General features: G+C 34.5%; 12 protein-coding genes. 7 read left to right on the forward strand and 5 right to left on the reverse strand.

Features of this window, described 5'->3' with window-relative positions:
• Positions 1-233: 233 nt before the first annotated feature.
• The 3 genes from VLC96_RS15670 to VLC96_RS15680 form a co-directional block, all read right to left on the reverse strand.
• Entirely contained in the window at positions 234-596 is a 363-nt protein-coding gene (locus VLC96_RS15670) for a DUF2200 domain-containing protein (protein ID WP_325264415.1), read from the reverse strand.
• A gap of 23 nt (positions 597-619) precedes the next feature.
• Positions 620-1,012: a DUF1801 domain-containing protein gene (locus VLC96_RS15675; RefSeq protein ID WP_325264416.1), complete on the reverse strand. Its 393-nt coding sequence runs from the start codon at positions 1,010-1,012 to the stop codon at positions 620-622.
• Positions 1,013-1,276: 264 nt separating this feature from the next.
• A complete protein-coding gene (locus VLC96_RS15680) occupies positions 1,277-2,395 on the reverse strand; it encodes an AI-2E family transporter (RefSeq protein ID WP_325264418.1) in 1,119 nt (372 codons plus the stop codon).
• A gap of 265 nt (positions 2,396-2,660) precedes the next feature.
• Here VLC96_RS15680 and glgA point away from each other — a divergent pair, with 265 nt between their 5' ends.
• On the forward strand, positions 2,661-3,887 hold the full coding sequence (gene glgA / locus VLC96_RS15685) for a glycogen synthase (protein ID WP_325264419.1): 1,227 nt from the start codon (positions 2,661-2,663) through the stop codon (positions 3,885-3,887).
• 234 nt (positions 3,888-4,121) lie between these two features.
• Here glgA and VLC96_RS15690 read toward each other — a convergent pair whose 3' ends face one another.
• On the reverse strand, positions 4,122-4,952 hold the full coding sequence (locus tag VLC96_RS15690) for a DUF5995 family protein (RefSeq protein WP_325264420.1): 831 nt from the start codon (positions 4,950-4,952) through the stop codon (positions 4,122-4,124).
• Positions 4,953-5,006: 54 nt separating this feature from the next.
• Positions 5,007-6,017 (reverse strand): DUF481 domain-containing protein, encoded by a 1,011-nt coding sequence (locus tag VLC96_RS15695; RefSeq protein WP_325264421.1) that lies wholly within the window; start codon positions 6,015-6,017, stop codon positions 5,007-5,009.
• 305 nt (positions 6,018-6,322) lie between these two features.
• Between VLC96_RS15695 and VLC96_RS15700 the strand changes: the two genes are divergently transcribed.
• The 6 genes from VLC96_RS15700 to moaCB all read left to right on the forward strand — a co-directional run bounded on the left by VLC96_RS15700 (position 6,323) and on the right by moaCB (position 10,341).
• Positions 6,323-6,652 carry a winged helix-turn-helix domain-containing protein gene (locus tag VLC96_RS15700; RefSeq protein ID WP_325264423.1) on the forward strand — a complete coding sequence of 110 codons (330 nt, stop codon included), beginning with the start codon at positions 6,323-6,325 and terminating at the stop codon, positions 6,650-6,652.
• 27 nt (positions 6,653-6,679) lie between these two features.
• Positions 6,680-7,249 carry a molybdenum cofactor guanylyltransferase gene (gene mobA, locus VLC96_RS15705; RefSeq protein ID WP_325264425.1) on the forward strand — a complete coding sequence of 190 codons (570 nt, stop codon included), beginning with the start codon at positions 6,680-6,682 and terminating at the stop codon, positions 7,247-7,249.
• Positions 7,246-7,488: a MoaD/ThiS family protein gene (locus VLC96_RS15710; RefSeq protein WP_325264426.1), complete on the forward strand. Its 243-nt coding sequence runs from the start codon at positions 7,246-7,248 to the stop codon at positions 7,486-7,488. The genes mobA and VLC96_RS15710 overlap by 4 nt, the downstream gene beginning before the upstream one ends.
• Positions 7,489-7,538: 50 nt before the next feature.
• Complete coding sequence (locus VLC96_RS15715) at positions 7,539-8,606, forward strand: HesA/MoeB/ThiF family protein (RefSeq protein WP_325264428.1); 1,068 nt, start codon at positions 7,539-7,541, stop codon at positions 8,604-8,606.
• Positions 8,607-8,813: 207 nt separating this feature from the next.
• The gene (locus tag VLC96_RS15720; RefSeq protein WP_325264429.1) at positions 8,814-9,257 is read left to right on the forward strand and encodes a molybdenum cofactor biosynthesis protein MoaE; all 444 of its coding nucleotides are present in this window, start codon (positions 8,814-8,816) and stop codon (positions 9,255-9,257) included.
• Positions 9,258-9,426: 169 nt separating this feature from the next.
• Positions 9,427-10,341 (forward strand): bifunctional molybdenum cofactor biosynthesis protein MoaC/MoaB, encoded by a 915-nt coding sequence (gene moaCB, locus VLC96_RS15725; protein ID WP_325264431.1) that lies wholly within the window; start codon positions 9,427-9,429, stop codon positions 10,339-10,341.
• Positions 10,342-10,392 lie beyond the last annotated feature (51 nt).

The following is a 10,392-nucleotide window of genomic DNA, read 5'->3' on the forward strand; positions in this document are numbered from 1 at the left end:
ATCAGTTAAAACGTAACCGTGACCTAAATCTATATCTTTCTTTACGACATCTGGATTTGGGTATCCGTCTTGCCATTGTTCGCTACCATCATTTTTTCTGCGGATGATTGCTTGTTGTAAAATTGCCCATATTTCAGGGATTTCTAATGCTGTTGCTTTTCTAAAGGAATAATTCATTTTGCAAATATAAATGATTTGGGCTTTTGTAGTTCAGTCAAAACCAATTCGGATTTCTAACTTCTTAAAATCTTTTCGATTGGTTTTCCTTTAGCCAATTCATCTACCAGTTTGTCCAAATAGCGTACTTTTTGAGTTAGAGGATTTTGGATATCTTCGACACGATAGCCACAAATTACACCTTTAATAAGATGAACATTTGGATGCAATGTAATGCCTTCAAAGAATTTTTCGAAGGTTACTTTTTTATCAATAAGCTCTTGTATCTTTTTGTCGTTATAGCCAGTTAACCACTCGATTACTTGGTGTAATTCTTCTTTTGTTCGGCCTTTTCTTTCGACTTTTGCTACCAAATGTGGATAAACTGAAGCAAATGTCATTTTGGCTATTTTTTCGTCGTGATGGCTGGTGTCTTTCATGCTTTTGACTTTAAGCAACGAATTTATTTCAATCTTTCTAATTGTCCTTTTCTTTTAACAATGTTTTTATAATCCCATTGTATGTTTCTTGATTTTTGTAGCCAACGATTCAAATCCTTTGCTTCGATTTCTGAAACATTGTTGTAGAATATAGAAGCATCTTTGAATTTTTGACCTTTTACGTTTAAAGCTTCTTCTTCAAAGTCTATTCCGCTCCAAAACATTAGTCGGATTCCTGCTTTTTGTTTACTGAAACCCACAATTGGATTCCCGTCTAAAAACCAAACAGGATGTGCGTGCCAAACTTTACTTTCGGCTTCAGTCAATTCATGGTCAATTATAGTAACAAGCTGGCTGCAAATTTCTTTGTCGCCTGGGTTTTGTTGATCAATGTATGATTGGATTGCAGAGTTCATTTGTCGAAGATTTTGTTGTTTACAAGAGCAAATAATAATAACGTTGGTTTGTGAAAAAATAGTGTGGTTTTTTTGTTTTATGTTGTAATTATGAGCTCAGAAGTAATTTGTCTCCTAACAGTTTTTTTGTCCGTTATTTCGCGTGAGGGATAGAAGCAAGCTACCAACGTAGCGCGGATAGCCCGACCGCATTATGCAAATGGGCTGTATAAGCGCATGCTAGATTAAGCCCCTTTGCTTAATGGGGTCACGCCCTATATATTTTTATTCTTCGATTAGTTCTTCTGTTGGAGATTCATTTATTTTTGGTTCTTCATTTTCCATATCTATCCAGGAGAGGAAAAATTTATAACCCAAAGTCAAGATAACGGCTCCCAAAAATAATCCGATGAAACCATTGTAAATAAATCCTCCGATGGCTCCCAGAAATATCACAAGCATTGGTGCTGGAGGATTGCCTCTTCCGAGGAAAATAGGTTTTAAAATATTGTCTGAAACTAAGGTGATTCCAACCCAAATTGCGAGTATCGTTGAGGTAGTAGCATCGGTTACGGAATACATATAAATGACCACCGGTATGGCAATTGGACCAATTCCGACTTGAATGATGGCGAGGAATAGACAAATAACAGTAAAAATTCCAGCGAAAGGAACTCCTGCCAAAAAGAATCCAACTCCAATCATGAGTGCTTGAATTAACGCAACTCCTAGGAATCCTTTGACTACGTTGCGAATGGTAATTACGGTGATTTCTGCATAGTGTTCACCGTTGGCACCAATTAATTTGATGAAGATATTTTTGGAAACTTTGGTCAGAGATTCAGAATATAATAATAATCCCATGGCGATGATAATCGACACGATGAATTGTAAAATTCCTTTGCCGATTCCTGCTAACGAAAAGAGTAGCCAAGTGCCGACTATTTTTAATTGGTCGGAATATTTGATGGCTACTTTAGAAATATCTTCAGAGGCTGATGCCCATATATCGACGATTGGTTTTGTTATGGTTGGCCAACTTTTGGTAGTTTCTGGCGGGGGCGGAATTAAGTGTTCGTTGGTTTGATAATAATGGGCAAAATTGTTGATTTCTTCGTATAGAGATTGTGTGATGAGTACGCTGGGTGTAACTAAAACGGTTAGCAGAATCAGGGCTACAAATATGGTGGCTAATACTTTTTTGCCGCTGAATAATTTTACGACTCTTTCGTAAACCGGACTGAAAGCTATAGCAATAACAACGGCCCAAATGATAATTAAAACAAAGGGTTTTAGGATGTCATAACACCAACCGATTAGTAGAAAAAGAACACCAAGACGAATAATAGTATCAACAATTTTTTCGAAATTGTATCCGTAGAAATTTGAGTTTTTTTGATCCATTGTTGCTTTTTTTGGATGAATAAAAGAAAGATCGCTATTGTTATGCTAATCTAGTTAAAATGCGTTAATTATTTAAGAGTTTAAAAGTTTAAAAATTTAAAAGTTTCTGAATTAAAAAATAGTTTTCGGCTTTGTTGATAGTCCAAAAATAATTGAAGGTTTTCGGTATAAATTACATTGTCGTTTTGTATTTTTACTTTGATTGTTTTTCAGGATTTTACAATACGACTCTCGATATTTTTTTAAAAATTATAAAATATTCTAAATGAAAATAGCACTTTATACAAATGAGTTTCCGCCAAATATTTATGGGGGAGCTGGAGTTCATATCGATTTTTTGAGTCATGAATTGGCAAAATTGGCTCAGGTTGAAGTTCGATGTTTTGGAGATCAAAAGGAAGACAAAGCTTCGATGCATGTTGAAGGAATAAATGCTTGTTTGACTAAAATGGTTGACCCGGAAAATGAACATATTAAGATGTTTCATAATTTAAGTCGAAATGTCGAAATGGCTCAGGCGACTCCTAAAGCTGATATTGTACATTGTCACACTTGGTACACGCATTTGGCTGGTGTTTTTACGAGAGAATTGTTGCAAGTGCCGTTGATATTGACTACGCACAGCCTTGAAACGCACAGACCTTGGAAAGTGGAACAACTAGGAAATGGTTATTTTATGTCCCGATGGATTGAAACGACTGCTTATAAAACTGCAGATGGTGTTATTGCTGTTAGCGAACAAATGAAAACAGACGTAGTGGAAGCTTATGGTGTTGATCCCAAAAAAGTAACTGTAATTCATAACGGAATTGATCCCGATTTTTATAAACCGACTTTTGATGATGCTTTATTGGCAGAATATGGAATTGATCCCGCTATTCCGTTCGTGCTTTTTGTGGGTAGGATTACACGTCAAAAAGGAATTTCACAACTGATTGAAGCAGCGCAGTATTTTAATGAGGATTGTCAAATTGTGCTTTGCGCGGGAGCTCCCGATACTGAAGAAATTGCTATTGAAACCTCAAATTTGATTGATGAACTCAAAGCGAAAAGAAAAGGTGTGATTCTAATCTCAGAAATGTTGCCTCGCGAAAAAGTCAAAGTATTGTATAGTCACGCCAGAGTTTTTGCCTGTCCATCGTTATATGAACCGTTCGGAATTATTAATTTGGAAGCGATGTCTTGCGAAACACCTGTCGTAGGAAGCCATGTTGGTGGAATTCCGGAAATCATCGTAGAAGGCGAGACAGGATATTTGATTCCGCTGGAAAGTGTTTCGAGAACTAATTTTAATCCGTTGCATCCAGTAGATTTTCAAAAAGCATTTGCTGCCAAAGTAAATGCATTATTGGATAATGAAGAACTGGCAACAAAAATGGGTAAAGCAGGACGAGCAAGAGTTCTAGAACGATTCAGCTGGGAATCTATTGCCCGAATTACATTTAATTATTATCAGGAAGTGATAGCTAGATTTGAAAAAGAAAAGGCTTAATCTTATGATTTTATATAAAAACTAAAGCAACCGTTGGATGAAACTATCGCTCTGGTCAAGTTTAAACAAAAAAACGAGCCACATAAGATACATAGATAGACTATGTGATAAGTGAGACGACTATCAAATTCTTTTTGAACACTATAAATTCTATGTTTCTATGTGGTTAAAAAATAATTTTATCCAACTGGTTAAAGCAATCTCCATTTTAATTATGAAGATTGCTTTTTTTGTTTAGATTGTTTTCAGCTCGCTTTGAACAATACAATCTGGAGTTTCTACAGTTTTTGTTATTGGATTATATTGTACTTTGCTTAATTCTATAATTTTGTCGGCGACAGTTCCTTTTTCAAACAAGCGAATGAGTTTGAATATTGTACTGACAAAATAACCAGGATTCGAAACTAACCGGGCGATTCTAGTAACTTTGATATCTCTTTGCTGTATCGAAGATTCTCTTTGGTTTTCTGGAAGAAGAACAAATTCAGTTGCATATTTCCAGGCGCCATCTCTAGCGGTTTTCATGCTGAAATCAATAAAAAAATTATCAATTTTGCCTGATAATTTAAGTATGTAAGTAAGTGTCGGCCAGATTTTAACTAAACATTCTTCAACTCCATTGACGAGATTACTTAGGATTTCATTGATTTTATTATAATCAGAATGAAGGTCAAAAATACTTTCTGGAGTGCTGACTTGTGCACAAGCAATTCCTAAATCTAAATTGACATGAGCATTAATTCCTAATAATAAATGCTGACCTACAATTGGCCAATATTCTTCACCTTTTGTAAATGAAAATTGCCAACATTCCGACGGTTTTTCACCAGCTTTAAATTGGTAATAAGCTTTTAAATAACGATTGGCAAAAATAACGTCTATTTTTTCCATACGTTCTGGATTTTCGAATAAGCCAGTTTCAATACCATTTTTTATTTGCAAAGTAACTTCTCTGTAGAGTGTCGCAAATAATCCTATCGCACATTGTTCTATTTTCGATCTTTCAATAATTTCATCGAGGCATTGCATGACTTCGGTAATAGTGGTAGCTTCTTTGATATTCATTTTTAAGGGGTTATATTTGGTTAACGTGAAGCGAATGTAAGTAATTTTAAGGATTTATTTTAATTCCCAACCAAATCCTGTCGAAAATACAAAGTCATTTTTAATGGTTGAAGAAACGGGCTGGTTATCAAAGTTGGCTTGCAATTCCGTTTTAATATAGAAGTCATACGGCAAATCATATTTGATTTTAAAATTGTAATCTGCTCTAAACCTTCCTTTTTCTGATAAGCTGGGATAACCAGTTGCAGAGACAAATAAATCAATATTTTTAAAATTGAACATATTAAATTGTGTAGTCAAAAATAACTCTGTTGATTCTTTGTTATCTACAGCATTAAGGTATTTTTCAATATTATAAGTCAAACCAGATCCGACTAAAAAAAGGAGTTTGTTATTCCTTGCCAGATAATTTCCAGCTCCGACACTTGGCGTAAACCTTTCCTCAATTTCCTGACTCGTATTAGAAAGAAATGCTAATTTGGACGAAATAAACCAGTTGTTTGTCAAATATCTTTTGCTGTCAATGGACCACTCGGTTCTTTTAATGTCTTCAACATCATCCTGTGTAGTTCCCAACTGATTGTATTGCGCGCGATGATTCCACCTTTCGCTGATGTAATTCAGAGCTCCGGTAAAATTCAGTTGTTGACTATTGTTGGATTTGGTGAGAGTGTACCCAAAGTCGAATGAACCTTTAAAACGATCCCAAAATCCATCATCAACTTTGGTCAAGGTAACAATTTCTTTCAGGTCAATTATAATCACAGTTTGATCTTCTAGCGTCACACCAATTTTATTGCCCGAAGTTGTTTTGACAATGCCGTGTAATCTTAATCCTTTAGAAAGCTCAATCGTATACCGATGTTCAAGGTTGAGAGCGCTTACTTTATCAAATTTAATATTAAAATCTTTTTCGCTGTATGGAGTGCTCATTGTAATAACATTACTTGTCATTTCTTTGAGTTCACCCACTATTACATCCTTATTTTTTAATGTTATAGTGTCTTTTTGTCCAAACGTTGCTATACAAAACAGTGCAAAAAACAGATTTAAAATAATTTTCATATATGTTGAATTTTATTTTATTGCTAGTATTTTAATTAGATTTTGAAACCAAACGGTTATTATGTTGATGTTTTACTTAGCTGTTTTTTGAAGCAAACATTTAGATAATAATCTTCTTGTTTATAATTACTTATGATGCTAAAAGGAGTAACGAATATAAATATAATTAGCGTTCGAATTACACTTTTAGAGTAATAATCTTGCTATTTTTTTGTAACAAAAAATTAAAAAGAGAAGTTGTTTTTTTGTTCTCTGGAAATATTCATTTCGTTATATTTGTAAAAGTATAACGAAATAATTCTCCGTTGAAAATTAAAAGCAAAATCTGGATCGAAACCGAAGGTGGTATAATCATTAGCGAAGGGCGAATTCAACTATTGAAATTGATTGAATCCACAGGTTCGCTTAATAAAGCTGCCAAGGAGATGAATATTTCGTATCAGAAAGCCTGGAAACTGGTTGATGCTTCAAATAAAGCCGCTAAAGAACCATTAATTGCAACTCAAATCGGAGGAAATAAAGGAGGAGGAACTGTTCTTACACCTTATGGTAAATTGTTGATTGATTCTTTTGAAAAAATCAATAAGGCTTGTTGGGAATTCTTAGATGTCGAACTTAAAAAACATTCATTGTAAGGAGTTTTTTTTGATACTTAAAATTTAATGATGGAGAAAACAACAGCAATAATATTGGCAGGTGGGAAAAGTCAAAGAATGGGAACTGATAAAGGTTTCTTGGATTTAAACGGAAAACCATTCATCAAACATATTTGTGACGCTTTAGAACCTATTGTAGAGTCTAATATTTTGATTATTTCGGGAAACAAAGAATACGATGCTTTTGGTTATACAAGAGTTGAAGATATAATTGAAAACAAAGGGCCAGTTGGCGGATTATATGCTGCTTTAAGTGCTTCAAAAACTAAAATAAATCTTGTTCTAAGTGTAGATGTTCCATTGGTTTCAACTGAATTATTAAAGTGGCTGATAGCAAATCATAACAGCACTAATATGATTACACAAACAAAAGTTGGTGATAAAACAAATCCGCTGATTGCAGTTTATGATCGTTCGATGAAATCGGTTTTTGGAGAGCATTTGAACGGAAACCAATTGAAATTAATAAAGGTCATCGAAGATATTAAACACCAGACTTTAGTTGTTCCTGAAAAATGGAATGATCAGGTTCAAAATATAAACACACAAGAACAATATCAAAATTTAATAAAATGACGGTAACGCTTAGATATTTTGGTTCACTCGTTGATATTACCCAGAAAAAAGAAGAGCTTTTTTCTGTGGACGAAAATAATGTGTCGGTTTCTTTTTTGAAAAATAAAATAGAAACAGCTTACGAGGAATTAAAAAGCACAAATTATTCAATTGCAGTTAATCAGAAGTTGAGCAATTTGGATAATAAAATTAATGATCAAGATGTAATTGCGTTTTTGCCGCCATTTGCAGGAGGATAAAATTTTAGGTTGCAGATTTTAGATTTCAGAATGTAGAATTGATTAAATATATGAAAGACAATAAACGATATTCCAGACAAATGATTCTCCCGGAAATAGGGGAATCGGGTCAGCAAAAGTTACTAGACGCCAGAGTTTTGGTAATTGGTGCTGGTGGTTTGGGCTGTCCTGTTTTGCAAAATTTGGCTGCCGCAGGCGTTGGAACTATCGGAATTGTTGATGGTGATGTTGTTGAAGAAACCAATTTGCATCGCCAATTATTATATAATTTGAAAGATTGTGGCAAAGGCAAAGCCGAAACTGCCAAAAAAGCGATTTTAGAATTAAATCCTGAAGTACAAGTTAATATCTTTCCTGAGTTTTTTAATTCGAATAATGCTGTTGAAATTGTTCAAAACTATCAGATTATTGTCGATTGCACCGATACACTTTCTATTCGTTATTTGATAAATGATATAGCTGTTGTCAAAAAGATTCCGGTTGTCTATGCTTCGATACATAAATTTGAAGGACAGGTTTCGGTTTTTAATTATAACAATGGTCCAAGTTACCGTTGTTTGTTTCCAGAGAAAGAAGGATTAAATGCCGCTCAAAATTGTGTAGAAACAGGAGTTTTGGGCGTTTTGCCAAATACATTGGGAACTTTGCAGGCAACTGAAGTGCTCAAAATCATATTAGAAATTGGCACAATATTATCTGGAAAATTATTGATTTACGATGCTTTGAATTTTCAAACACAAATCATTGATTTTGCCAAAAATCCAAAAGCTATTGAAAAAGGATTTATAAACGGAAGCATGCTTTTACACAGAAAAAAAGTTGTCCAGGATTTAAGCCCTGAGACATTTTTAGAAAAATGCAATCAGTTAGGAATAATAGTAATTGATGTTCGGGAATCTGATGAAAAGCCTGAGTTTAAAGGGAAAAATGTTGTTCAGATTCCATTAGATCAATTAGAAGAATACAGTAAAACTTTAGATAAAAACCAAGAGATTGTTTTGTTCTGTCAAACAGGCCAACGTAGTTTGGCGGCGATGAATTATCTCCAGAAATCAGGATTCGTAGGAGTCTTTCATTTAGGAAGAGGAATTGAATCGCTGAATAATCAAATTCAATGACAATAGCAATGACAATAGTGATGTCAATGTCAATGAAAATAACAATAGCAATAGCAATGACAATAAAAAAATAAGAAGTTAAAAATAGGCCATAGATTATGGATTAAAAAGATTTTTTTTAGGCTTTAACAAACACATAAAATCTGCGAAGTCTGCGTGAAAAATTAATCAGCGATCCGTGTCATCCGTGGCCAAAAAACAAAAACAATGTCAGATAAACCAAAAAAGAGTTCTTTTATCCAAGGACAAATAACATCGGAATTCATTGGAAATTCAATTGCCAAACACCAAAGCAAAACAACCATTGGCGCTCATAATATTTTTTTGGGCCAGGTTCGTGCAGATGTAATCGATGGAAAAACAGTTACGGCGATAGAATATTCAGCGTATGAAGAAATGGCAGAACAAAGTTTTTATGAAATTAGAGAATCGGCTTTTGCAAAATACGATTTGTCTTGTTTGCATATTTATCACAGTTTGGGATTGGTAAAAGCTGGAGAGATTTGTTTGTTTGTCTTTGTCTCAGCACCAAGGCGCAAAGTAGTTTACGAAGCATTGGAATTTTTGGTAGAAGAAATAAAAGAAAAGACAGCTGTTTTCGGAAAAGAAATTTTTGAAGATGAGAGTTACACTTGGAAGGTAAATAGCTAGGCTATTACGCAGAGCCACACAGAGAAAATGCAGAGATACGCAAAGAGATATAAAAAATGTTACGCAGAGCCACACAGAAAATTCACAGAGATTCGCAAAGAGAAATAAAACCTCTGTGAATCTTTCCGTTTCCTTTGTGAATCTCTGCGAAATAGAAAAATTTTAAATAATGGTAGATATCACCCATAAAATAATCACACAACGCACGGCAACAGCCCAAGCAATAGTAAAAGTAGGTTCTCCAGCAACAATGCAGGCAATTTTAAATAAAACGGTTCCCAAAGGAGATGTACTCGAAGTAGCACGAACTGCAGGTTTGTTTGCTGTAAAAAACACGTCAAATTCCATTCCCGATTGTCATCCGATGCCGATTGAATTTACAGGAATCGAATATGAGTTTTTGGAAGATTCTATTGTGATAAAAGTAACGGTAAAAGCCATTTACCGTACAGGCGTTGAGGTTGAAGCCATGCATGGAGCTTCAATAGTAGCTTTGACAATGTATGATATGCTAAAACCAATAGACAAACAAGTTGAAATTTCGACTATCAAATTATTACACAAAAAAGGTGGAAAATCCGATTTTGGAGTTAAAGAAGATTTGGATTTATCAGTAGCGGTAATCGTTTGTTCAGATAGTGTGGCGAGCGGGAAAAAAGAAGACAGAGCAGGAAAAGTAATTTCCGATAAAATTAAAAAATTGGGTCTTACAGTCTCTAATTATACCATAATTCCAGATGAGGTAAGTGATATTCAGGAAACGATTAACAATTTTTGTGCTACCAATAAAGATTTAGTTATCCTTACAGGCGGAACAGGTTTGTCGAATAGAGATATTACTCCTGAAGCGGTTATTCCGATGCTGGATCGTCGCATTCCGGGAATTGAGGAAGCTATTCGTTCGTATGGACAGGACAGAACGCCTTATGCGATGTTGTCCAGAAGTGTTGTCGGTTTCAAAGGAAATACGTTGATTATGGCTTTGCCAGGTTCAACAGCAGGAGCGAGCGAATCAATGGATGCTGTTTTTCCATCGATATTGCATTTGTTCAAAATATTAAATGGTTTCAATCACGGAAAATAGATTTTGATTGTAAAGTAAAATTTAACCACATAGAGACATAGGGATAGAGAA

It is taken from the genome of Flavobacterium sp. (assembly GCF_035456085.1).
In the GTDB taxonomy this organism is placed as follows: Bacteria; Bacteroidota; Bacteroidia; order Flavobacteriales; family Flavobacteriaceae; genus Flavobacterium.